Genomic DNA, 20,632 nt, shown 5'->3' on the forward strand with positions numbered 1-20,632 from the left:
GGCCAGCGCCGCGGGCTCGGGCGCGGGCCGGGGCACGTGCCACACCCGGCGGCGCAGGAACGCCGCCGGCCAGTCGTACGCCTCGGCCTGCACGTCCTGCGGCAGCGCGAGGGTGACGGCGCCGGTCTCGGCGGGGTCGGTGAGCACCCGCATCGCGGCGAGCGCGGCGGGGATCAGCTGCTCGGGGCGGTCGACGCGGTCGAAGTACGCGGAGACGGGGCGGAGCGCGTCGTTGACGGACACGTCGCCGTTGCGCGGGTCTTCGAGCTGCTGCAGCACCGGGTCGGCGGCGCGGGTGGCGAAGACGTCGCCGGGCAGGAGGAGGACCGGCAGCCGGTTGGTGGTGGCGAGGGCGGCGCCGGTGACCATGTTGGTGGCGCCGGGGCCGATGGAGGAGGTGCAGGCGTAGGTCTGGAGCCGGTTCGCCGTCTTGGCGTAGGCGGTGGCGGAGTGGACCATGGACTGCTCGTTGCGGGCGAGGTGGTACGGCAGGTCCGCCTCGCCGGTACGGGCCGCCTGCAGCAGCGCCTGGCCGACGCCGGCGACGTTGCCGTGGCCGAAGATGCCCCACATGCCGGGGATCAGCCGCTGTTCGACGCCGTCGCGCTCGCTGTACTGGCTGGCCAGGAAGCGCACCAGCGCCTGCGCGGTGGTGAGCCGCACCGTCTGGTCACCGGTTGTCCCGCTCATCGCGTCGTCCCTTCTCCGAACGGCAGCCTCGGGTCGGTCCGCTGGTCGTCCCAGGTGCTGCGGATCCAGCCGTGCGCCGGGTCGTCGCAGATCAGCCAGGCCCGCTCGGCGCCGGGGCCGGCCATGACGTTGAGGTAGTACAGGTCGTAGCCCGGCACGGCCATGGAAGGACCGTGCCAGCCGTGCGGGATGAGCACGGTGTCGCCGCTGCGCACCTCCGCGAGCACGTCCAGCGGCCGGTCCGCGGTGCCGTAGACGCGCTGGTAGGCCATGCCGGGGCCGCCGTCGAGGCCGCCGGCGACCTCGAAGTAGTAGATCTCCTCCAGCTCGCTCTCCTCGCCGGGGCGCGCCTCGTCGTGCTTGTGCGGCGGGTACGAGGACCAGTTGCCGCCGGGCGTGAGGACCTCGCAGACCAGCAGCCGGTCGGCGGCGAACGTCTGCGGCAGGCAGTAGTTGTGCACCTCGCGGCTGCACGTGCCGGCGCCGCGCAGCTCCACGGGCACGTCCTCGGCCGGCCCGTAGCGCACCGGCAGCCGGCGCTCGCAGCGCGCCGAGGGCAGCGCGAAGCGGCCGCCGCCGGGGCTGGCGATGCGGACCTCGGCGTCGCGCGGCACGTACGCGAAGTCGCTGGGCGCGCCGAAGACGCCGGCCCGGCCGGTGAGGGCGAAGCGCTCGCCGTCGGCCTCGACGGTGCAGCCGCCGGCGAGCGGCAGCACGAGGTGCTCGGCGTCGCCGGTGGCCAGGGTGCGGCTCTCGCCGGGGGCGAGTTCGAGGATGCGCAGCCCGGAGTAGCCCCAGCCGGCGGACCGCGGGGTGATCACCGTGCGGTACGGGCCGGAGGCCGACTCGCCGTCGCGTACGTACAGGTTGCCGTTCGTCTCGTTCGCACCGCTCACAGCAGGCTCACCGCCCTGTCCACCGCTCCGCTCACGTCGCCGTCCGCCGGATACAGCAGCGAACGGCCCACCACCAGCCCCTGCACCCCGGGCAGCCGCAGCGCCCCGCGCCAGGCGTCGAACACCGCGCGCTCGCCGTCCGCGCCGCCCACGTCGCCGCCGAGCAGCACCACGGGCAGCGTGGTGGCGGCGACGACGCGCTCCATGTCGGCGACGACGGGCAGCTTCAGCCACGTGTACGCGCTGCGCCGGCCGAGGCCGGAGGCGATGGTGACGGACTTGACGACGGCGTCCGGGGAGAGGTCGTTGCGTACCCGGCCGTCCTGCCAGCGGGACAGGAACGGCTCGACCATCGCGACGAGCCGCCGGTCGGCGAGCGCGTCGACGGCGCGGGCGCTGGCCTGCAGGGTGGCGGCGGTGGCCGGGTCGTCGAGGGCGATGCGGGTGAGCATCTTGCCGCCGTCGAAGCCCATGGCGTCGATGGTCTCGGCGTCGTAGCCGGTGAAGCGGTCGTCTATCTCGAACGCGGAGCCGGCGAGGCCGCCGCGGTTCATGGAGCCGAAGACGGACTTGCCGTCGAGGACGCCGAGGAGGAGCAGGTCTTCGAGGATGTCGGCGGTGGCCAGCACGCCGGTGACGCCGGGGCGCTCCAGGGCCAGGCACAGCCGCTCCAGGAGCAGCCGGCGGTCGGCCATGGCGTGGGCGTCGGCGCCGACGGCGTTGGCGCCGCGGGCGGGGTGGTCGGCGGCGATGATCAGTGCCCGGCCCGTCTCGCCGCCGCCGAGCGGCGAGGCCGCGGGGCGGCGGGCGGCCGCCGCGACGGCGACGGCCTCGGGGTTGTGGACGCGGGCGGCGGTCAGGTCGCCGATCTTCTCAACGCTCATGCGGGGGTCTCCGGGAGGTGGGCGCGTACGCGGGTGGTCGCGGTGGCGGTGCTCGCCGTGGCGGTGCTCGCCGTGGCTGCGGTGCGTACTTCGATCGTCGCACTGCCCGACCGCGTACGCTGCGTACGCGACGTGTCACCGGGGCGGCCTACCCTGGGGTGGGTGTGCGGGGATCGGGTACGGGTCCGGGTCACGACCCCGCCCCCCGCGGCCCCGCGGCCCGCGCCTCACCCGCCGCCCGCAGCCGCTCCTCCACCTGCGCCGCCGTCGGCATCGCGTCGGAGCAGGCCAGCTCCCCCGCCACGTGCGCGCCCGCCGCGTTGGCGAAGGCGATCGTCCGGTCCAGCTGCCAGCCCTCCAGCATCCCGTGGATCAGCGCCCCGCCGAAGGCGTCGCCGGCGCCGAGTCCGTTGACGACCTCCACCGGCACCGGCGGCACCTCCGTCTCCGCGCCGTCGCGGTGCACGGCCAGCACCCCGCGCGGGCCCTGCTTGACGACGGCCAGTTCCACCCCCGTCGCGAGCAGCGCCCGCGCCGCCGCGCGCGGCTCGTGCTCCCCCGTCGCGACCGCGCACTCCGCCAGGTTGCCGACGGCCACCGTCGCGTGCGCCAGCGCCTCCCGGTACAGCCCGCGCGCCGGCCCTTCGGCCGTGTCCCCCGCGCCCTCGGGCCAGAACATCGGCCGCCAGTCCAGGTCGAAGACGGTGTGCGCGGCCCGCCCGCGCGCCCGCAGCGCCGCGAGCGTCGCCGCCCGCGAGGGCTCCTCGCACAGCCCGGTGCCCGTCATCCAGAACACCCGCGCCGCGCGCACCGCGTCCAGGTCCAGCTCGTCCGCCGCCAGGTCCAGGTCCGGCGCCTTGGGGTAGCGGTAGAAGTAGAGCGGGAAGTCGTCCGGCGGGAAGATCTCGCAGAACGTCACGGGCGTGGGCAGCCCCGGCGAGGTGCCGACGAAGTCGGTGCCGACCCCGTATCCGCGCAGCGCGTCGCGGACGAAGGTGCCGAAGGGGTCGGCGCCCGTCTTCGTGATCACCGCCGCGCCGTGCCCGTAGCGGGCGGCGGCGACGGCGACGTTGGTGGGGCTGCCCCCGAGGTACTTGCCGAACGTGCTGACCTCGGCGAGGCCGACCCCGGTCTGCAGCGGGTAGACGTCCACCCCGACCCGCCCCATGGTCACCACGTCGTACGGCATCTGCACTCCTACTCCTTCACCGCTCCGGTGAGCATTCCCTCGATGAACCGCCGCTGCAGCGCGATGTACACGACGACCACCGGCAGCGCGATCAGCACGGCCGCCGCGGCGAGCAGCGAGGTGTCCGAGGTCTGCTGCCCCTGGAAGAAGGCCAGCCCCAGCGGCACCGTGCGCAGCCCCTCCTCGCTGATCATCACCAGCGCCATCAGGAACTCGTTCCACGTCCACATGAAGGTGATGACGATCATCGTGGTGATCGCCGGCCGCCCCATCGGGACGAGGATCCGCCACAGCGTCGTGAAGCTGTTCGCCCCGTCGACCCGCGCCGCCTCCATGACGGACCGCGCGCTGTTGCGGAAGTACGTCCGCATCCAGAACACGCCGAACGCCAGCGACTGCGCGGTCTGCGGCAGGATCAGCGCCCAGTAGGTGTCGGTGATCTCGTAGTGCCGCAGGTCGAAGTAGAGCGGTACGACCAGCGCCTCCTGCGGCAGCGTCAGGCCGATGACGAAGACGTAGAACAGCACGTTCGAGCCGGGGAAGCGCATCACGCCGAAGGCGTACGCGGCCAGGATCGACAGCACCGTCGCGACCGTGACCACGACGACCGCCACGAGGATCGAGTTCCCCAGGTACGTGCCGAAGTGGCCCTGGCTCCAGGCGTCGGAGAAGTTGCTCCAGTTCAGCCCGCCCTCCGGCAGGGAGAACCCGGTGTTGAGCGACCCCTTCTCGCCGAAGGCCGTCGACAGGATGCCGATGACGGGCGTCAGCGAGATGACGGCGAATATCGACAGGATGCCGTACGTGAAGGTGCGTTCGATCTTGCTGCTCATGAGCGCCGTCCTTCGACGAGCCGGGAGACCGTGACGGTCAGGGTGAAGATCAGCACGGTGAGCGCGACGCCCACGGCCGCGGCGGAACCGACCTGGTTCAGCTCGAAGGCGCGGTGGTAGACCTCGTACGCCGGCACGGAGGTGGCCTCACCGGGGCCGCCGCTCGTCATGACGTAGATCAGGTCGAAGTTGCGCAGCCCGGCGACGATCGTCAGGGTCAGCGCGACCGCGATCTCGGCGCGCAGCGCCGGCAGCGTGACCGCGAAGAACTCGCGGAACGCGCCCGCGCCGTCCAGCCGCGCGGCCTCGTACAGCTCCTTGGGGATGCGCTGGGCGCCGGCGAGGAACAGCACGAGACACAGACCGGTCATCACCCACGTCCCGACGATGCCGACGGCGGGCAGCGCCCAGTCGTAGTCGCCGAGCCAGGGACGGGCCAGGGAGTCCAGGCCCACGGCGCGCAGCACGTCGTTCAGCAGCCCGTCGGGCGCGAGGATCGACTGCCACGCGACGCCGACGACGACCATCGCCAGCACCTGCGGCAGGAACAGCACGGTGCGGAAGAACGTCAGGCCCCGCACCCGGATCCGCGACATCGCCGCCGCGAGCAGCAGGCCGATGCAGACCGGGAGCGCCGAGTAGAAGATCAGCAGCACCAGCGCGTGCCCGAACGGGGCGCGCAGCGACGGGTCGGTGAAGATGTCGGAGTAGTTGTCGAAGCCCGCGGAGGTGGCCCGGGTCAGGCCGTCCCAGTGCAGGAACGACAGCCACACCGACTGCCCGAACGGGACGAGCAGGAACAGCGCGTAGATGACCAGCGCGGGCAGGACGTACAGGTAGCCGACCGCGCGTGGCTCGCCCGGCGCGCGGCGGCCGTAGCCGGCGGAGAGGGACTTCATCACGACCCCGCAGGCTCGGAGCCGGCGTCGTCGCCGCGCTGCTTCTCCATGAACGCGCCGTAGTCGTCCTGCAGCTTCTTGGCGAAGCCGTCGGGCGAGGTCTTGCCGGCGATGAGGTCCTGCAGCGCGGCGGAGACGGTGTCGTAGAACGTGGGCGTCGTGTAGTCCAGGTACGGGACCAGGCCGTCGTTCTCGTTCAGCCGCTTCCACGCCGCGATCATCTGGCCGTCGGGGCTGTCCGGGTCGACCTCGTCGGCGGCCTTGCCGGGCACGGCCGGCAGCACGCCGTTCTCGGTCATGACGTCGGCCGCGTGCTCGTTGGTGATGAAGTCGAGGTAGGCGGCGGCGACGTCGGGGTGCGCGGACTTGGAGGTGACGGACCACGACAGGCCCTGGCCGCCGGTGGTGACGGGGCTGCCGCCCTCGGTCGCGGGGGGCGGGGCCATGACGCCGAGGTTGTCGCCCATGGGCTTGGTCAGGTCGGCCTGCACCCAGATGCCGGTCATGAGGTACGCGCCGTCGCCGTCGGCGAACTGCTTGTTGGCGTCGTCGTAGCCGCGGCCGTTGGCGTCCTTGGGCAGGTAGCCCTTGTCGATCCAGTCGGCGAGGAGCGCGGCGGCCTCCTTGGTGTGCGCGTTGTCGAAGCCGTCGCCGCGGCCGAGGACGGTGTCGCGGGTCTCGGCGGCGCCGAACTGGTCCTGCAGCACGCCGAAGGTGTGGATGGCGGGCCACTGGTCGAGGTTGCCGAACTGGATGGGCAGTTCGCCCTCGTCCTTGAGCGTGGCGAGGCTGTCGGTGAACTCCTTCCAGGTCTTCGGCGGCTCCAGGCCGGCGTCGGCGAGCTTCTCCTTGTTGTAGTAGAGGCCGACGAACTCGCCGGTCTGGGAGATCCCGTAGAGCCGCCCGGTGCCGAACTGCTTGCCTCCCCCAGAGCCTTCGGCCTGGGTGGTACCCCCAGCGGAGACCCGGTTGAGGTTCAGCAGGGTGTTGGGATAGCGCGTGTTCCAGCCGTAGAGGCCCGCGTAGTTGTCGAGCGGCGTGAGCAGCCCGGCCTGCACGAACGCGACCATGTCGGGGTAGCCCTGGTTGGCCTGGACGACGTCCGGCGGGTTGTTGCCGGACAGCGCGAGCTTCAGCGTCGTCTTCAGGTCGTCGAAGCTCCGGGAGACCCGCTTGATCCTGACGTTCGGGTACTTGTCCTCGAACTCCTTGTTCAGCTGCTCGATCTCCGCGTTCTGACCGCCGCGGACCTCCTGGTCCCACACGGTCAGCGTCACGTTGCCCGCCTTCGACGGGTCCGGTACGCCGCCCGTACCGCCGGCGCCCCCGCCCTGGACGGCGCCGGAGCCGTCGGTGCCGGGCACGCAGCCGGCCGCTATGACGGCGAGCCCGGCGGCGAGCGCGGCGGGCACGAGGGTCCTCGACCTGCTCCTGGTCCTCGTCCGGGCCCGCGGTCTACCGCCGCCCTTGTTGCGCAATCCCATCAGAACTCCTTCGTTCTACTCGTCCCGGAAGCCGATGGTCGGAATGGCCCGCCGGCGCGGACGGCTCCGCACCAGGGCCGGCACCAGGCCGTCCAGGAAGTCGTACCGCCGGGCCACCTCGGCGGCGTCCGCGTCGCCGGCCTTGGCGCGGGCGGCGGCCTCGATCCACCACGCGGCCACCTCCGTCCAGTCGGGCGCGGACAGCGAGCCGCCGAAGTGCTGTACGGACAGCGCGGCGGTGAGGTTGGCGAAGGCGAGCCGGTCGGCGAGCGGCCAGCCCGCCAGGGTCCCGGTCATGAAGCCGGCGACGAACACGTCGCCGGCGCCGGTCGGGTCGAGTGCGTCCACCAGCAGCCCGGGCACGTCGGCGCTCTCGCCGGTGATCCCGTCCACGGCCACGGCGCCGTCGGGGCCCTTGGTCACCACGGCGATCGGCACCAGCTCGGCGAGCGCGCGGACGGCCTGCTCCGGGGAGTCGGTGCGGGTGTACTGCTGCGCCTCGGCGGCGTTGGGCAGGAAGGCGTGGCTGTAGCGCAGGCCGGTCAGCGCGGCCAGGTCCCAGCGGCCGGTCTCGTCCCAGCCGACGTCGGAGAAGACCTGCGAGCCCTTGTCGTGCGCGTGCCGGACCCACTCCTCGTCCCGGCCGGGCTCCAGCGACGCCACGACGGAGCGGGCGCGCGGCAGCTCGGTGCAGACGGGCGCGGGCGCGGGGTGCTCGTGCGTGACCATGGTGCGCTCGCCCTCGTACGCCATGGAGACCGTGACCGGCGAGTGCCAGCCGGCCAGCCGCCGCGACGGGCCGAGGTCGACGCCCTCGTTCTCCGCGAGGCTCTCCCAGATGTAGTCGCCGTACAGGTCGGTGCCGAAGCTCGCGCAGAGCGTGGTGCGCAGCCCGAGGCGGGCGAGCGCGGTGGCCATGTTCGCGATGCCGCCCGGGCTGGAGCCCATGCCGCGGGCCCAGTTCTCGCTGCCGCGCACGGGGGCGCCTTCGAGGCCGGTGAAGACGATGTCCATGAACACGGTGCCGGTGAGGAGAACGTCGTGCTCGGGATCGCCGGGAGCCCGTGTGCCCGCCAGCGGGTCGATCGCTGTGCGGACCGCCGATGGAGTGCTCAACGGCGTGTCCTTCCTGCTCGTGGTTCACATTGAGCGACACCTTGCACCTCCGCGACGGATTTTGCAAGAGGTCACTCACACTCGCGCAAACTCGCTCACGTGGAGTACATTGCGGTCCATGCTGCGAGAGACGCGCCACGAGAAGCTGCTGAGCATCCTCGGCGACGAGGGCGTGCTGCCCGTCCGGGAGATCGCCACGCGCCTCGGCGTCAGCGAGGCCACGGCCCGCCGCGACCTCACCGAGCTGGGCCGCGCCGGCCGCCTCACCCGGGTCTACGGCGGCGCCGTAGCCGCCCGCGCGGACGACGAGCGCCCCTTCGCCGAGGTCGCCGTCGACGACCCCGGCGGCCGGGAGGCCGTCGCCACCCGCGCCGCGGAGCTGGTCGAGGACGGGGACGTGGTGCTGCTCGACATCGGCACCACCACGCTGGCGCTGGCCCAGCGGCTGCGGGGCCGCCCTGTGACCATCGTCACCAGCAACCTCGCGGTCTACGAGGAGCTGCGCGACGACCCCGCGGTCACGCTGATCCTGCTCGGCGGCGAGGTCCGGCGGAACTACCGCTCGGTCGTCGGCGTGCTCACCGAGTCCAACCTCCGTGAGCTGTACGTCGGCCGCCTCTTCCTGGGCGCCAGCGGCATCCTCCCCGACGGCAGCGTGCTGGACAGCACGCACGTCGAGGTGCCCGTCAAGCGGGCCATGATCAAAGCGTCCCGGCAGGTGGTGCTGCTGGCCAGCGCCGGCAAGTTCCCCGGCGACTCGGGGCTCGTGCGCATCTGCGGCCCCGAGGACGTGCACATGCTCATCACGAACACGTCATCGGACCCGGCGACCCTCGCGACCTTCGGCGAGGCCGGTGTGGAGGTAGTCACAGTATGAGGCTGACAGTGCTGGGCGGCGGCGGGTTCCGCGTGCCGCTGGTGTACCGGGCCCTGCTCGAAGACAGCGGCGACGAGTCCGGTCGGTGCACCGAACTCGTCCTGTACGACACGGACCCGCGGCGCCTTACGGCCATCGGCGCCGTCCTCGCACAGCACGCGGCCGACGCCGCCGCCACCGGCGCCCGGCCGCCGGCGGTCCGCACCACCACCGACCTCGACGACGCCCTGCGCGACACCGACTTCGTCTTCTCCGCCATCCGCGCCGGCGGCCTCGAAGGCCGCAGCCGCGACGAACGCGCGGCGCTGTCGGAGGGCCTGCTCGGCCAGGAGACCGTCGGCGCCGGCGGCGTCCTGTACGGGCTGCGCTCCGTACCCGCCGCCATGCACATCGCCGAACGCGTCGCGGCGGTCGCCCCCCGCGCCTGGGTCATCAACTTCACCAACCCGGCCGGCATGGTCACCGAGGCCATGCAGCGCCTCCTCGGCGACCGCGTCATCGGCATCTGCGACTCCCCGGTCGGCATGGCCCGCCGCGCCGCCCGCGCCCTGGGCGTGGACCCGGAGCGCGCCGAGCTGGACTACGTGGGCCTCAACCACCTCGGCTGGCTGCGCCGCATCGTCGTCGACGGCGAGGACCGCCTCCCCGCGCTGCTCGCCGACCCGGCGACCCTGGAGTCCTTCGAGGAGGGCAAGCTCTTCGGCGCCGACTGGCTGCAGGCGCTGGGCTCCCTGCCCAACGAGTACCTGCACTACTACTACTTCAACCGCGAGGCCGTCACCGCCCTGCGCGACGCCCCCGCGACCCGCGGCGAGTTCCTCCGCGAGCAGCAGGCCGCGTTCTACGCCGCCGCCGCGGCCGACCCCGGCGAGGCGGCGGCGGTGTGGGAGCGCACCCGCAAGGAGCGCGAGGCGACGTACATGGCGGAGAGCCGGGAGAGCACGGGCGGCTGGCAGCGCGACACGTGCGACCTCGACGGCGGCGGCTACGACCGCGTCGCCCTGGCCCTGATGCGCGCCATCGCCCGCGACGAACGCGCCACCCTGATCCTCAACGTCAAGAACCGCACCACGGTCCCCGGCCTGGACGCCGACGCGGTCATCGAGGTCCCCTGCCGCGTCGACGCCACCGGCGCCCACCCCCTGCCGACGCCGCCGGCGGCGGCGGACCAGCTGGGTCTGATGCTGACGCTGAAGGACGTGGAGCGCTCGACGATCGCGGCGGCGGACACGGGCAGCCGCGCGCAGGCGCTGCGGGCGATGTCGCTGCACCCCCTGGTGGACTCGGTGAACGCGGCAGGCCGCCTCCTGGCGGCCCGCGGGATCTGAGGCACCGGCCTCCGCTTGTCAAGGGGGCGCCGGTCGGTCACTCGTGCGAGGGGCAAGATCGGCGTTCCCGGTGGGTACGCTGGTCGTACGGACGAGAATCCGCCGTATGGGAGCACCTGCTATGAGCGTGGCACCGAAGCAGCCGGAGCACACGACGCCTGCATGGCCGACGCCGCCGTCCGGCGGCTACACGGCCGACGACCTGGACACGCTCCCCGACCTGCCTCCGCACACGGAGCTGATCGACGGGAGCCTCGTTTTCGTGACGCCGCAGAGTTCGTTTCACTTCGAGACCATCCTTACGCTGCTGAACGGGCTGCGGCGTACGGTGCCGGACGATCTCGCGGTCAAGGGCGAGATGACCATTGTCATCAACGGCCAGCAGCGACCCGAGCCCGACCTGATCGTCCTGCGCGCCGAGGCCCTGGGTGGCGGGGAGGAGACGCAGTACGACGCCGCGGATGTCGTCCTCGCCGTCGAGGTCGTCTCACCCGAATCCAAGGAACGCGACCGGGAAACCAAGCCGCTGAAGTACGCGAAGGCAGGTATCCAGCACTTCTGGCGGGTTGAGAAGGAGAAGGGCAAGCCGGTCGTCTATGTCTTCGAGCTGGAGCCGGCGACCGGGGTCTACGTCCCGACCGGGATCCACCGCGACCGCCTCAAGCTCAGCGCCCCGTTCGACATCGACATCGCACTCACCCTCGCGCGCTGAGCAGACCTAGGACGTTCGGCCGACCCGCCGCCCGATGCGCCGCGCGGGCCCCGTCTGGTCGGATGGCCGGATGGACACTCTCCCCGACCTCTCGGAATCCGTACGGGCCCGACTTGCCGAGGAGTGGAACGCCTGGCTGTGCACCGTCCGGCCCGACGGGTCCGCGCACGTCACGCCCGTGTGGTTCGTGTACGAGGACGGGACGTGGTGGGTCGGCACGGACGCGAGTGCGGTCAAGGTCCGGAACCTGCGCGGCGAGCCGCGCGTCTCCCTCGCCCTGGAGAACGGCACGCACCCGGTCGTCGCCGAGGGCACCGCGTCGCTGACCGGCGACTTCCCGCCCCCGGTCGTCGCCGCCTTCGCGGCGAAGTACGACTGGGACGTCACCGCCCCCACCCGCCCCGGAGTGGGTCGCGTGCTGCTGCGGGTACCGGTGCGCCGCTGGCTGCTCGCGGGCACGGCGCAGTAGCCGGGCCCGTTCGGGCGGCGGGAGCGGGGAAGGGGGCGCGGCGGCGGGAGCGGGGTGCGCCCCCCGGCGGCTCCGTACGGCGCGCGTGGGCGAGCCCCCTCGGCACAACCGCCGTGCGCCTCCCCCGGCCCGGAACACGCGCGCCCACTCCGCGCTGACCTGGGGCGTCCAGCCCTCAGCACCCTCTTTCGTCTTTCCCTGTGGCAAACCTCATGAGCCACGGTGATGCTCTCTGGCCACAGGGGAATTTTGCCTATGATCACACGTTTTCGGGGCATCTTGTCGCGTCACCGCCCCGTGGGTATCCCTGGCGTACACCCCGCTTTCCTGGTCAGCCAGGAGGGGCGATCGAGACACCCGTACGTGAGGACAAACGCGATGAAGAAGACATACGAAGCACCGACGCTGATCCGGCTCGGAGCGTTCCGGAAGAAGACCGGGTTCCTGATGCGCGCCGGCAACGACCGTCTCATCCTGAGCAAGAACTGACGAGCGACGGTCCCGAACCGACGCCATGAGTGAACAGCACGAGAGTGCGGGGACGGGCCCCGGCGACGCGCACTTCACGGTCTTCACCGACCGGGAGGACGCGACGGCCGTGGCCCGCTCCCTCGCCCGCCCCGGCACGCACGTCCTGCGGCACGCCTCGGGCCGGCCCTGGCTGGTGGGGCGGTGGCACGACCAGGACATCGTCACCGCGCGCGCCGGCCGCACGGCCCTCGCCGTCGTCGGCTGCTGCCCGGTCGACGCCGCGGAGCTGGAGCGGCAGGCCGGGCGGCTGCGCGACCTCGCCGAACTCGACGCGCTGGCCCGCTCCCTGCCGGGGAGCTGCCACCTCGTCGCCGCGCTCGACGGGCGGCTCCGGGTGCAGGGCACCGCCTCCGGGCTCCGGCTGGTCTTCCACGCCCCCGTCGCCGGCACGCAGGTGGCCGCCAGCAGCGCCGACGTGCTCGCCGCCGCGCTCGGCAGCGAGCCGGACGAGGAGCAGCTGGCCGTCCGGCTGCTGTGGCCGGTCCCCCACCCGCTCGCCGAGGCACCGATGTGGCGCGGTATCACCGCCGTGGCCCCCGAGGACGCGCTGATCGTCGCGCCGGACGGCCGGACCGTACGCCACACGCGCTGGTGGACGCCGCCGGAACCGGTACGCACCCTCGCCGAGGGCGCCCCCCTCGTCCGGGAGGCCCTGGCCGCGGCGGTCGACGCCCGCACCCGGCAGGGCGGCGTGGTCAGCTGCGACCTCTCGGGCGGACTGGACTCCACCTCCGTCTGCTTCCTGGCGGACCGCTCGCCGGCCGCGGTGGTGGCCAGCACCTGGCCGGGGCGCGACCCCGCCGACACCGACCTGCACTGGGCGGAGCAGGCCGCCCGGTCGATGCCCGACGTCGACCACGTGGTCTGGGACGCGGACGCCTCACCGCTGGTCTACACCGACCTGCTCGCCATCGACGACCTGCTGGACGAACCGACCATCGGCGTCATGGACCGCTCCAGGGTCCTGCACCACCTGCCCGCCCTGGCGGAGCGGGGCAGCCGACTGCACCTGACCGGCATCGGCGGCGACCACGTGACCTGGTGCTCCGAGGCGTACTACCACCGGCTGCTGCGCACCCGCCCGGTGTTCGCCCTGCGCCAGGTGCGCGGCTTCCGGGCTCTGTGGCAGTGGCCGCTGGGCGGCACGGTACGCGCGCTGGCCGACTCGCGGCCGTACGGGAAGTGGCTGGCCGACGCCGGCGACCGCCTGCGCGCCCCGCTTCCCACCACCGTCAGCGCCGGCCTGGGCTGGGGCATGGTCCCGCGCCTCTTCGACTGGGTCACCCCCGACGCCGAACGAATGGCCCGGCGGGCGCTGCGCGGGGCCGCCGCGACCGCCGTACCGCTGCACCCGGACCGCGGCATGCACACCGATCTCGAACAGATCCGCTCCTGCACCCGCATCACCCGCCAGTGGGACCGGATGGCCGCCCGGGCCGGCGTACCGATGGCGTCGCCGTTCCTCGACGACCGCGTCATCGAGGCATGCCTCGCCGTGCGCCCGAGCGAGCGCGTCACGCCCTGGCGGTACAAACCCCTCCTGACCACCGCCATGAGCGGGATCGTGCCCGACGCGTGCCTGCGCCGCACCGACAAGGCCGCCGCCTCCATGGACGCATCCGACGGGCTGCGTGCACACCGCGGCGATCTGCGGGCGCTCTGGGAGGACTCCCGGCTGGAGCGGCTCGGCCTGGTCGACAGCGCGGGCCTGCGCCGGCTCGCCGAGCGGCCGGGCACCCCCGAACTGCAGGACCCGATCCTCTACTCGACCATCGCCGCCGAGGTGTGGCTGCGCGGCCTGGGCCGAGCCGCCCGGACCGCGGCCCCCGCCTCCCCATGACCGCACCGCCCCGGCAGACCCCAGCAGACCCCAGCAGAAAGGCACACGCATGCCACTGAAGTTCGGCGCCGATGTCTCCACTGCCGAGACGGACTACGGCACGGTCCTCCTGGACGCCCGCGCCGGGGAGTACTGGGAGCTGAACCCCACCGGCACCCTGGTGGTCAGCACGCTGATGGCCGGCGGCGACGAGGCCGCCGCGGTCGCCGCGCTCGTCGACGAGTTCGCCATCGACCCCGCCCGGGCGCGGCAGGACGTCGACGCCCTCGTCCAGCAGCTGCGGACCTCGGGGCTGGCCGAATGACGACGCCCAGCGCCCTGGAACGGCCCACCGGTGTGCCCTTCCCCAGACGCCTGGCCGCCCGCCTCGTCCTGCTCCCCGCCCTCGGGCTCTCCCTCCTGCCGCCCCACCGGCTCCGCGCCGTGCTCCACCTCGCCCGTCGCGGGGCCACGGCGGCCACCGCCGTACAGGCCGGGGACGCCCGGGACGCGATGTGCGCGGTGAGCCTGCGCTGCGCCGGGCCGAAAGGCTGCCTCCCCCGCTCCCTGGGAGCCGCGCTGCTGTGCCGGCTCTCCGGGACCTGGCCGACCTGGTGCGCCGGGGTGCGGGTGGTGGCGCCCTTCACGGCGCACGCCTGGATCGAGGCGGACGGCCGCCCCGTGGCCGAGGACGTACCCGACGACTACTTCGCCCGGCTCCTCACGGTCGCGCCCGGGAGCCGGTCGCACCGATGACCGACGGCCCGGCGGATCAGGCACGGCCCGCGGCGGGGGGCGACCGCTCCACCCGGGTCGCGGTCGCCACCACGTACCGGCTGACCGCCGGGCACCGGACCGCGGCCCTCGTCGCCACCGTGCTCACGCTGGCCGGCTCCGCCGTGGGGCTGGCGCAGCCGCTCGTCGCCAAACAGATCGTGGACGCGAGCGGACGGGAACAGGTGCTGTGGCCCCTGCTGCTGCTCCTGGCCGCGCTGTTCCTCGCCGAGGCGGCCACGGGCGCGGTGGGCCGCTTCGTCCTGGAGCGCATGGGCGAAGGCATCGTACGAGGGCTCCGCCACGGTCTGGTGGCGCGGCTCCTCCGGCTGGAGATGCGGGAGTACGACCGGCATCGCAGCGGCGACCTGATCTCCCGGGTCACCGCCGACGCCACCCTGCTCAGAGAAGTCGTCTCCCAGGCGCTGGTCGATCTGGTGACCGGCGCCCTCGTCGCCGCGGGCGCGATCGTCCTGATGCTGTGGATCGACCCGCTCCTGCTGCTCCTGGTCGCCCTCACCGTGGCCGCCGCCGCGGTGATCGTCGCCTCGCTCCTCCGGGGCATCCGGGCCGCCTCGGAGCGCATGCAGACCTCCGTCGGCGCGATCGCCGCCGACCTCGAACGCGCCCTCGGCGCCCTGCCGATGGTCCGGGTCCACCGCGCCGAGGAGCGGGAGGCGGCCCGTATCGGAGAACGGGTCGAGACGGCCCACAGCGCCGGCGTACGGACCGCGAAACTCGCCTCCCTGATGAGCCCCGCGGTCGAACTCGCCGTGCAGGGCTCCTTCCTGATCGTGCTGGTCATCGGCGGCCTGCGGGTGAACGGCGACGCCAACTCCCTCGGCGACCTGGTCGCCTTCCTGCTGTACGCCTCCTACCTGGTCCTTCCGCTGTCCTCGGTCTTCCGGGCGGTCGGCCTGATCCAGCGCGGCATGGGGGCCTACCAGCGCATCGAACAGGCGCTGGCCCTGCCGGCGGAGCCCTCCCGGGAGCCGCCGGCCGCCGTCCGGGCGTTCCCGCGCGAACCGGGCCGGCCGGCCGCCGCGGACCGGGAGCCCGCCCTCGCCCTGCGGAATCTCCGCTTCGGCTACGACCCGGACCGGCCGGTGCTGCGCGGCGTCTCGTTCACCGTCCCCCACCGGCAGCAGACCGCCCTGGTCGGCCGGTCGGGGGCGGGAAAGAGCACGATCTTCGCCCTCGTCGCCCGGTTCTACGAACCGGACTCCGGCACCCTGCTGTTCGACGGCCTGCCCGCCACCGCGCTGAGCCGCACGGCATGCCGCGGGCGCATCGCCGCCGTCGACCAGAACACCCACGTCGTCCACGGCACCCTGGCGGACAACCTCACCTATGCCGCGCCCGGCGCCACCGGGGCCGAACTCCGGCGCGTCATCGAACTCGCCCAGCTGGAAGGAGTCGTGCGGCGGCTGCCGGGCGGGCTGTCGGGCATGCTGGGCGAGCGCGGCGGCACGCTGTCGGCGGGAGAGCGCCAGCGCGTGGCCCTGGCCCGCGCCCTGCTCACCCGCCCCGCGATCCTCCTGCTCGACGAGCCCACCTCCCACCTCGACACCATCAACGAGACCGCGCTCACCGCGGTGATGAAGGACGTCGCCCGGGAATGCGCCCTGCTGGTCATCGCACACCGGCTCTCCACGGTCCAGCACGCCGACCAGATCGTCGTGCTGGACGGCGGCCGCACCGTCGCCCAGGGACGTCACGAGGACCTGCTCACCAGCAGCCCTCTCTACCGCAGGCTGGCCGCCGGACAGATGCTCCGCCCCGCCGAGGCCCGGACCTCCGCCGACGCGCCCACGCCGCCCGCCGTGAACCCGGGCGGAGCGTGACGGGCCGGCCCGCGGGGGGACCGGGGCCCGCCCCGCCGCGGCGGGGTGTAGCCCGTTGCGGTTGTCTGCGGATCTTCGCGGCGGGGCACCGCCGCGCCCCCTCCCGTTTGATCACACAATCCCTTCGTCGCACTCCACCCGCTCCACCGCCGAAGGGGTTCCGCGTGCCGTACGTGATGACTCGCAAGGCCGCCGTCACCGCCACGACCTGGCTCGCCGCCGCCGTCCTCGGACCCGCCGCCGGGTCCGCGGCGTCCGCGACCGAGCAGGACTGCTTCGACCGCCGCACCGGGCCGTACACCTCGGTCGTCGACGCCCACCTGCACTTCCGGCCCTTCGGCGGCGAGGCCGTCCCGTTCCGCGAGCTGGTCGGCTACCTCAAGCGCACCGGCGTACGGCACGCCGGCGTCTTCGGCATCGGGCAGAAGCTCCCCGTCGACTCCCCCTGCACCTACTACCTCGACTGCCCCGGCACCCCCGTACTCCCCAGCCTGAAGAACGACTTCGTCAACGCCGAGAACGTCGTGGAGCACAAGCAGGACGACGTCGACCTGGCCCTGTCCATGACGTACCCCGACCTCGCCGAGCCGGAAGGTGTCATGGACGGGATGCGGCTGCTCGACAAGGAGTTCCCGGGGATGTTCCAGTGGATGGGCGAGGTCAACCTCATCAAGCAGGCCCTCCTCCCCAACCACCACGAGCCGGCGGACGAGGAGGACATCGAGGAGTGGGCGCCGTTCATGGACGAGCTGCGGCGCCGCGGGATGCCGATCACCATCCACTCCGACCTCGGCAACGACCGGGAGCCGACGCGCTACCTGCCCCTGATGGAGCGCGTGCTGGAGCTGTACCCGCAGAACAAGATCGTCTGGGCGCACATGGGGCTCTCCAAGGAGCTGTCGACCATGGAGCCCGACGCGCACATCGCCCTCCTCAGGCGGCTCCTGGACCGCCACCCGAACCTCACGCTCGACCTGAGCTGGCGGGTGCTGGAGGACATGTACTTCGGCCAGCCGGGGGTGCGGGAGAAGTACGCGGCGCTGTTCGACGCGTATCCGGAGCAGGCGGTCCCGGGGACGGACTTCGTCGCGTCGCGCGACAAGGACTTCGGGGTCTACAAGGAAGAGCTGGAAGTGACCAGCCGGATCAACAAGGCGCTGGGCGACGAGGCGTTCCGGCGGATCGCGCTGGGGCAGAACTACTTCGACCTGTTGGGGATCAAGGAGCGGGCGCCGGAGGTCTGCGAGGTGTGACAGGCGCCTGCCGCGCCGGTCCCGGAGGGGTCCCGGCCGCGCGGGGGTACGCTCCCGCCGTGGTGCCGGCGGGGCGGGGGTGCGCAGGAATGGTGTTCGAGCACAAGAACGGCGGCCCGACGCTGACGCTGGCGGAGCCGTGGAAGCGGCCGGGACCGACGCCGGACGACGAGTCCGCCATCGGCCGGCTCATGCACGGCATCCGGCGCCTGTGGCCGCTGGTGCGGCCCCTCAGCGCCGAGGCCGTGATCGGCTGTCACGACCGCGAGACCGACTACCCGGAGACCGGCGTCGGCCCGCGGCGTCCGCACTGGTTCGTGCACGACCGCCGGGCGGCGGGGGAGACCCACGACCAGGCGCTCGACGTCGTCGACCCCTGGCACGTGGATCCGGTGGTCGAGTCGGTGGAGGAGCTGTCGGTCGAAGCCCTCAGATCCTGGCTGGAACGCGCGCAGGCCCAGGTCTCCCCGGTGCCTGACACGCACAAGGTCGGCTGGACGGACCTGTGGTTCAACGCCACCCGCGTCCGCGCCCCCGTGGACGCCGCGGATGCTGCGGATGCCTCCGCGGACGTGGCCCTGGAGGCCGCTGAGGCTCGCTGGGTCGCCAGGGTGCCGTGCCACCGGCGGGAGGGCGCCGCGTGGGTCGCCGGACCGACGCGCGAGATGCGCCGAATCGGCGCCCGCGCACCGATCACGCTGCACGCCTCCCACTACGGCCAGGTGGAGGTGTCGGTCTCCGCGAACTGGTCGCTGTGGAGCGAGGAGGGTTCGCCGGGCCGCGCGGCGCTGATCGAGGCCGTCCGCGGGCTGGTCGCCGGCGGGTGGGACGTCAAGTACGGCGCGGAGTACTTTCACGAACTCGCTTAGCGCGCGGGGACGTGGGGGGCGGCGGGTCCGGAGGGCTCCTGCAACGGCCAGACCTCGACCACGCCCCGCGCAACCGCACACGGCGTCTTCGACACGAGTTGGACGGCCTCCTCAAGGGTTGCGGCTTCGATGATCGCGAAACCGGCCACCGGGAGAGCGGAGGACAGGAAGGAGCCGCTCTCCGCAGTCGCGCCCGCGCCGTCGGGGTTGCGCACCTGAACCGGCGAGCCGGCGATCCCCACGGTCGCCCCGGCCTCCAGCAGGCGGGCGTCATGCGCATGCGCCTCGTCCCGAATCGCCGCGTCGGTGCGGTCGTAGCCGTCTTGATCCCCGTATCCGATGGTCACGAACTTCGCCACAGCGGGACCTTCCTCTCGTACGTACGGAACGCTCACCGGTACCGACCCGATTCCGGATAAAACCTATCGAATAGGCCCCACTTTCGGCACCGAAACCCGAGTTTCGCCCCGCCACGCGCACCCACCCACCGCGGATCGTCGCCGGGACAGCCCCAGCCTGCTGCGTGGGCGCGCGCCAACACGACGTCCGTTTTCTGCCAGCAAAGACACGTGCGTCGATCCAGCATGGGCGCATGACCAAGTACACCGTGCTCCCCGTCGACGCAGCCGCCCTCAAGGAACTGCGGGTTGCCGATGACGCGGGCCGTCCCTGTGCGCCGTACCTCGCGACCCGCGACGACGTGGGCTCGCCGCTGCGCTGCTGCCTGCGCCCCATCACGCTCGGCGAGCGGATCGCCCTTGTCTCGTATGCCCCGTTGCGTCGCTGGGCCGCCGCGCGGGGTGCAGATCCGGGCGCGTACGACGAACAGGGGCCCGTCTTCATCCACGCCGATGACTGCGGTGGGTTCACCCCCGGCGAGAACTATCCCTTCGACCGGCCGGGCGCTCTGCGAACCGTGCGTCGGTATGACGCCCGGGGTCATATCGCAGGTGGCCGCCTTCTGGAGATTCCGGCCGACGCCACGGCCGGCTTCGACGCAGCCTTCGACGATGCGTTCAAGGACCCTGACGTGGTGCTCGTGCACGTCAGGGCACTGGAATACGGATGCTTCCACTTCGAGGTGCGGCGGCCCTCCGCCGAGCAGTAGTAATCGCCATGCCACCTGAATGATCTCAGCTCACGGCCCCGCCCCTCGCTCGGCGGCGTCGAGCGCGGGCGCGAGCGGGGCCAGTGCCGCGCGGAGTTGGTCGGGCAGCGAGCCGGCGGGCACGACCAGCCCCCCGGCGTCGAGCCCTCCGGCAGCCTGCGCGTTCTCTGCATTCCCCGCGGCCCCCGCGATCTCCACAGCCCCACCCGGCCGACGCCAGCCCCGGAGCCAGTCCTCCAACGCGATACGAACAGCCGCGGCCACGCTCGCCGCGAGCACGCGGGCGGTTGTCCGCGTTCCGGCTCCCCCCAGCCGTTCGGCGATCACCGCCGTGAGCGGGGGCTCGATACCGGCGGTCGTGTCGAGGAACGCGTCGCGCAGCGCGGTCCGGGTGGTGATCAGCAGCAGCGCCTCGCGTTCGCGCTCGCCGGTGCTCGTGTACTGCTCGACCGCCGCATCGGTCACCGCGTCAGCCAGCCGCACCCCTGCCGGCCTGCCCGCGACCGCCGCCGCGATCCTCGCCTCCCGGTCCGCGGTGACGGCGGAGACGATCGCCTGCTCGCGGCTGGCGAAGTAGTTGTTGTACGTACGCGGCGAGACCCCGGCCGCCTCGGCGATGTCCTCGACCCGCACCCGGTCCGGCCCGTGCTCCACGGCCAGCCGCAGGGCCGCCGCGCGCAGCGCCTCCCGTGTGGCCTGCTTCTTCCGTTCCCGTAGCCCTGACGGCGGTGTCGTCACGGTGTCAGCGTTCCACACATCCTGCGCGTACGCAAAATTGCGTGTACGCAATTTTTCTGCCAGCCTCGACCCGCCCCCCCCCACGACCGACCCGCACGACCACCCCACGGAGACGCCACCATGCGCGCCAGAGGAATGACCTACGACACCGGATTCGTCGTCCACGGCCAGACATCCCGCACGCACGTCGACCCCGCGGTCGTCCGGCGCGAACTCGCCGTCATCCGCGACGACCTGCACTGCAACGCGGTCCAGATCACCGGCGGCGGTGCGACACGAGGTCGCGTATGGCGAGTGAACTCGCAGATTGGAGACGGGT

At 72.9% G+C, this 20,632-nt stretch carries 22 protein-coding genes and 1 pseudogene; 13 read left to right on the forward strand and 10 right to left on the reverse strand.

All coding sequences use genetic code 11. The features are described from left to right. The 8 genes from ABD317_RS17745 to ABD317_RS17780 all read right to left on the reverse strand — a co-directional run. A partial coding sequence (locus ABD317_RS17745; RefSeq protein ID WP_344290943.1) for a thiamine pyrophosphate-binding protein occupies positions 1 to 690 on the reverse strand: 690 nt, incomplete at its 3' end. Further along, positions 687 to 1,586, reverse strand: a complete 900-nt coding sequence (gene iolB, locus ABD317_RS17750; protein ID WP_344290944.1) for a 5-deoxy-glucuronate isomerase — start codon at positions 1,584 to 1,586, stop codon at positions 687 to 689. The genes iolB and ABD317_RS17745, both read right to left, overlap by 4 nt. Further along, positions 1,583 to 2,470 (reverse strand): Cgl0159 family (beta/alpha)8-fold protein, encoded by an 888-nt coding sequence (locus ABD317_RS17755; protein ID WP_344290945.1) that lies wholly within the window; start codon positions 2,468 to 2,470, stop codon positions 1,583 to 1,585. The genes iolB and ABD317_RS17755 overlap by 4 nt, the downstream gene beginning before the upstream one ends. 190 nt (positions 2,471 to 2,660) lie before the next feature. Continuing rightward, a complete protein-coding gene (iolC, locus tag ABD317_RS17760) occupies positions 2,661 to 3,659 on the reverse strand; it encodes a 5-dehydro-2-deoxygluconokinase (protein ID WP_344290962.1) in 999 nt (332 codons plus the stop codon). Positions 3,660 to 3,667: 8 nt separating this feature from the next. Next, positions 3,668 to 4,492 (reverse strand): ABC transporter permease subunit, encoded by an 825-nt coding sequence (locus ABD317_RS17765; protein WP_027755148.1) that lies wholly within the window; start codon positions 4,490 to 4,492, stop codon positions 3,668 to 3,670. Next, a complete protein-coding gene (locus tag ABD317_RS17770) occupies positions 4,489 to 5,391 on the reverse strand; it encodes a carbohydrate ABC transporter permease (protein WP_344290946.1) in 903 nt (300 codons plus the stop codon). The genes ABD317_RS17765 and ABD317_RS17770 overlap by 4 nt, the downstream gene beginning before the upstream one ends. Continuing rightward, a complete protein-coding gene (locus ABD317_RS17775) occupies positions 5,391 to 6,803 on the reverse strand; it encodes an extracellular solute-binding protein (RefSeq protein WP_344290963.1) in 1,413 nt (470 codons plus the stop codon). The genes ABD317_RS17770 and ABD317_RS17775 overlap by 1 nt, the downstream gene beginning before the upstream one ends. 87 nt (positions 6,804 to 6,890) lie before the next feature. Then, positions 6,891 to 7,991: a PfkB family carbohydrate kinase gene (locus tag ABD317_RS17780; RefSeq protein WP_027755145.1), complete on the reverse strand. Its 1,101-nt coding sequence runs from the start codon at positions 7,989 to 7,991 to the stop codon at positions 6,891 to 6,893. Positions 7,992 to 8,109: 118 nt separating this feature from the next. Between ABD317_RS17780 and ABD317_RS17785 the strand changes: the two genes are divergently transcribed. The 11 genes from ABD317_RS17785 (at position 8,110) to ABD317_RS17835 (ending at position 18,467) form a co-directional block, all read left to right on the forward strand. Continuing rightward, a complete protein-coding gene (locus ABD317_RS17785; protein ID WP_027755144.1) occupies positions 8,110 to 8,868 on the forward strand; it encodes a DeoR family transcriptional regulator in 759 nt (252 codons plus the stop codon). Beyond that, the gene (locus ABD317_RS17790) at positions 8,865 to 10,196 is read left to right on the forward strand and encodes a 6-phospho-beta-glucosidase (RefSeq protein ID WP_344290947.1); all 1,332 of its coding nucleotides are present in this window, start codon (positions 8,865 to 8,867) and stop codon (positions 10,194 to 10,196) included. The genes ABD317_RS17785 and ABD317_RS17790 overlap by 4 nt, the downstream gene beginning before the upstream one ends. A gap of 121 nt (positions 10,197 to 10,317) precedes the next feature. Further along, positions 10,318 to 10,908, forward strand: a complete 591-nt coding sequence (locus tag ABD317_RS17795) for a Uma2 family endonuclease (protein WP_344290948.1) — start codon at positions 10,318 to 10,320, stop codon at positions 10,906 to 10,908. Positions 10,909 to 10,978: 70 nt separating this feature from the next. Beyond that, the gene (locus tag ABD317_RS17800; protein ID WP_344290949.1) at positions 10,979 to 11,377 is read left to right on the forward strand and encodes a pyridoxamine 5'-phosphate oxidase family protein; all 399 of its coding nucleotides are present in this window, start codon (positions 10,979 to 10,981) and stop codon (positions 11,375 to 11,377) included. A gap of 378 nt (positions 11,378 to 11,755) precedes the next feature. Then, positions 11,756 to 11,866: a keywimysin-related RiPP gene (locus tag ABD317_RS17805; RefSeq protein WP_344290950.1), complete on the forward strand. Its 111-nt coding sequence runs from the start codon at positions 11,756 to 11,758 to the stop codon at positions 11,864 to 11,866. 25 nt (positions 11,867 to 11,891) lie between these two features. After that, positions 11,892 to 13,748, forward strand: coding sequence for a lasso peptide isopeptide bond-forming cyclase (locus ABD317_RS17810; RefSeq protein ID WP_344290951.1), 1,857 nt, complete (start codon positions 11,892 to 11,894; stop codon positions 13,746 to 13,748). Positions 13,749 to 13,797: 49 nt separating this feature from the next. Continuing rightward, on the forward strand, positions 13,798 to 14,052 hold the full coding sequence (locus tag ABD317_RS17815; RefSeq protein WP_344290952.1) for a lasso peptide biosynthesis PqqD family chaperone: 255 nt from the start codon (positions 13,798 to 13,800) through the stop codon (positions 14,050 to 14,052). Next, a complete protein-coding gene (locus tag ABD317_RS17820) occupies positions 14,049 to 14,483 on the forward strand; it encodes a lasso peptide biosynthesis B2 protein (protein WP_344290953.1) in 435 nt (144 codons plus the stop codon). Before ABD317_RS17815 ends, ABD317_RS17820 begins: the two co-directional genes overlap by 4 nt. After that, positions 14,480 to 16,345 carry an ABC transporter ATP-binding protein gene (locus ABD317_RS17825; protein WP_344290954.1) on the forward strand — a complete coding sequence of 622 codons (1,866 nt, stop codon included), beginning with the start codon at positions 14,480 to 14,482 and terminating at the stop codon, positions 16,343 to 16,345. The genes ABD317_RS17820 and ABD317_RS17825 overlap by 4 nt, the downstream gene beginning before the upstream one ends. A 164-nt stretch (positions 16,346 to 16,509) precedes the next feature. Further along, positions 16,510 to 17,598: an amidohydrolase family protein gene (locus ABD317_RS17830; RefSeq protein WP_344290956.1), complete on the forward strand. Its 1,089-nt coding sequence runs from the start codon at positions 16,510 to 16,512 to the stop codon at positions 17,596 to 17,598. Positions 17,599 to 17,687: 89 nt separating this feature from the next. Next, the gene (locus ABD317_RS17835; RefSeq protein ID WP_344290957.1) at positions 17,688 to 18,467 is read left to right on the forward strand and encodes a hypothetical protein; all 780 of its coding nucleotides are present in this window, start codon (positions 17,688 to 17,690) and stop codon (positions 18,465 to 18,467) included. On the opposite strand, the gene ABD317_RS17840 is transcribed toward ABD317_RS17835, so the two are convergent. Next, positions 18,464 to 18,826, reverse strand: coding sequence for a YciI family protein (locus ABD317_RS17840; RefSeq protein ID WP_344290958.1), 363 nt, complete (start codon positions 18,824 to 18,826; stop codon positions 18,464 to 18,466). The two genes, ABD317_RS17835 and ABD317_RS17840, sit on opposite strands and share 4 nt — an antisense overlap. A gap of 233 nt (positions 18,827 to 19,059) precedes the next feature. Between ABD317_RS17840 and ABD317_RS17845 the strand changes: the two genes are divergently transcribed. Continuing rightward, positions 19,060 to 19,575 carry a DUF1203 domain-containing protein gene (locus tag ABD317_RS17845; RefSeq protein ID WP_344290959.1) on the forward strand — a complete coding sequence of 172 codons (516 nt, stop codon included), beginning with the start codon at positions 19,060 to 19,062 and terminating at the stop codon, positions 19,573 to 19,575. 30 nt (positions 19,576 to 19,605) lie between these two features. Here ABD317_RS17845 and ABD317_RS17850 read toward each other — a convergent pair whose 3' ends face one another. Continuing rightward, entirely contained in the window at positions 19,606 to 20,313 is a 708-nt protein-coding gene (locus ABD317_RS17850; protein ID WP_344290961.1) for a TetR/AcrR family transcriptional regulator, read from the reverse strand. Positions 20,314 to 20,433: 120 nt separating this feature from the next. Between ABD317_RS17850 and ABD317_RS17855 the strand changes: the two are divergent. Further along, positions 20,434 to 20,632, forward strand: a pseudogene (locus tag ABD317_RS17855) (hypothetical protein); the annotation flags it as partial.

It is taken from the genome of Streptomyces synnematoformans, from assembly GCF_039531005.1.
GTDB lineage: Bacteria > Actinomycetota > Actinomycetes > Streptomycetales > Streptomycetaceae > Streptomyces > Streptomyces synnematoformans.

Excerpts from the sequence above, each read along its gene's own strand:
- ABD317_RS17755 (WP_344290945.1), bottom strand. The coding sequence starts at position 2,470 with ATGAGCGTTGAGAAGATCGGCGACCTGACCGCCGCCCGCGTCCACAAC.
- iolC (WP_344290962.1), bottom strand. The coding sequence starts at position 3,659 with ATGCCGTACGACGTGGTGACCATGGGGCGGGTCGGGGTGGACGTCTAC.
- ABD317_RS17765 (WP_027755148.1), bottom strand. The coding sequence starts at position 4,492 with ATGAGCAGCAAGATCGAACGCACCTTCACGTACGGCATCCTGTCGATA.
- ABD317_RS17770 (WP_344290946.1), bottom strand. The coding sequence starts at position 5,391 with ATGAAGTCCCTCTCCGCCGGCTACGGCCGCCGCGCGCCGGGCGAGCCA.
- ABD317_RS17785 (WP_027755144.1), top strand. The coding sequence starts at position 8,110 with ATGCTGCGAGAGACGCGCCACGAGAAGCTGCTGAGCATCCTCGGCGAC.
- ABD317_RS17790 (WP_344290947.1), top strand. The coding sequence starts at position 8,865 with ATGAGGCTGACAGTGCTGGGCGGCGGCGGGTTCCGCGTGCCGCTGGTG.
- ABD317_RS17795 (WP_344290948.1), top strand. The coding sequence starts at position 10,318 with ATGAGCGTGGCACCGAAGCAGCCGGAGCACACGACGCCTGCATGGCCG.
- ABD317_RS17800 (WP_344290949.1), top strand. The coding sequence starts at position 10,979 with ATGGACACTCTCCCCGACCTCTCGGAATCCGTACGGGCCCGACTTGCC.
- ABD317_RS17805 (WP_344290950.1), top strand. The coding sequence starts at position 11,756 with ATGAAGAAGACATACGAAGCACCGACGCTGATCCGGCTCGGAGCGTTC.
- ABD317_RS17810 (WP_344290951.1), top strand. The coding sequence starts at position 11,892 with ATGAGTGAACAGCACGAGAGTGCGGGGACGGGCCCCGGCGACGCGCAC.
- ABD317_RS17815 (WP_344290952.1), top strand. The coding sequence starts at position 13,798 with ATGCCACTGAAGTTCGGCGCCGATGTCTCCACTGCCGAGACGGACTAC.
- ABD317_RS17820 (WP_344290953.1), top strand. The coding sequence starts at position 14,049 with ATGACGACGCCCAGCGCCCTGGAACGGCCCACCGGTGTGCCCTTCCCC.
- ABD317_RS17825 (WP_344290954.1), top strand. The coding sequence starts at position 14,480 with ATGACCGACGGCCCGGCGGATCAGGCACGGCCCGCGGCGGGGGGCGAC.
- ABD317_RS17835 (WP_344290957.1), top strand. The coding sequence starts at position 17,688 with ATGGTGTTCGAGCACAAGAACGGCGGCCCGACGCTGACGCTGGCGGAG.
- ABD317_RS17845 (WP_344290959.1), top strand. The coding sequence starts at position 19,060 with ATGACCAAGTACACCGTGCTCCCCGTCGACGCAGCCGCCCTCAAGGAA.